Raw genomic sequence first — 384 nt, 5'->3', positions numbered from 1 at the left:
ATTGAAGAGTTATTTAAAGGTAAAGGGATAAGTAGTAGCGAATTATGAAAAATAATTAAAGACAAAATTCAAAAGAAAACGATGTCGTCCTTTAATATTTCTAAACTTTCATCATTTATAAATGTTTCAAGAACAACTTTTTATTATGAGCAAAAACCAAGAATAATTAAAGAAAAAATAAAGATAAACAATAAACTAATAAATTGAATTTTAGAGCAAGGTAAATTAAGTGGAAACGCTGTTGGTAGGACTAAAATGTATCATCAATTTATAAAGTTATTTAATAATGATAAAAAGTTTAGAAAACATTTTAAAGAATATAATAATAACATCACAGAATATGAATTTAGACTTTCATATGAAGCTTCTAAATATAAGTCACAA

Annotated in this window: 1 protein-coding gene; it reads left to right on the top strand. The window is 22.4% G+C overall.

Going from position 1 to position 384, the window contains the following annotated elements:
• A partial coding sequence (locus N9R85_RS03905) for a hypothetical protein (RefSeq protein ID WP_262858670.1) occupies positions 1-384 on the top strand: 384 nt, incomplete at both ends.

The sequence above is a fragment of the Mycoplasma sp. CSL7503-lung genome (assembly GCF_025515455.1).
GTDB lineage: Bacteria > Bacillota_I > Bacilli_A > Mycoplasmatales > Metamycoplasmataceae > Mycoplasmopsis.
The sequence above is the reverse complement of the archived record's forward strand: the minus strand, read 5'-3'. Positions and strand labels throughout refer to the sequence as shown.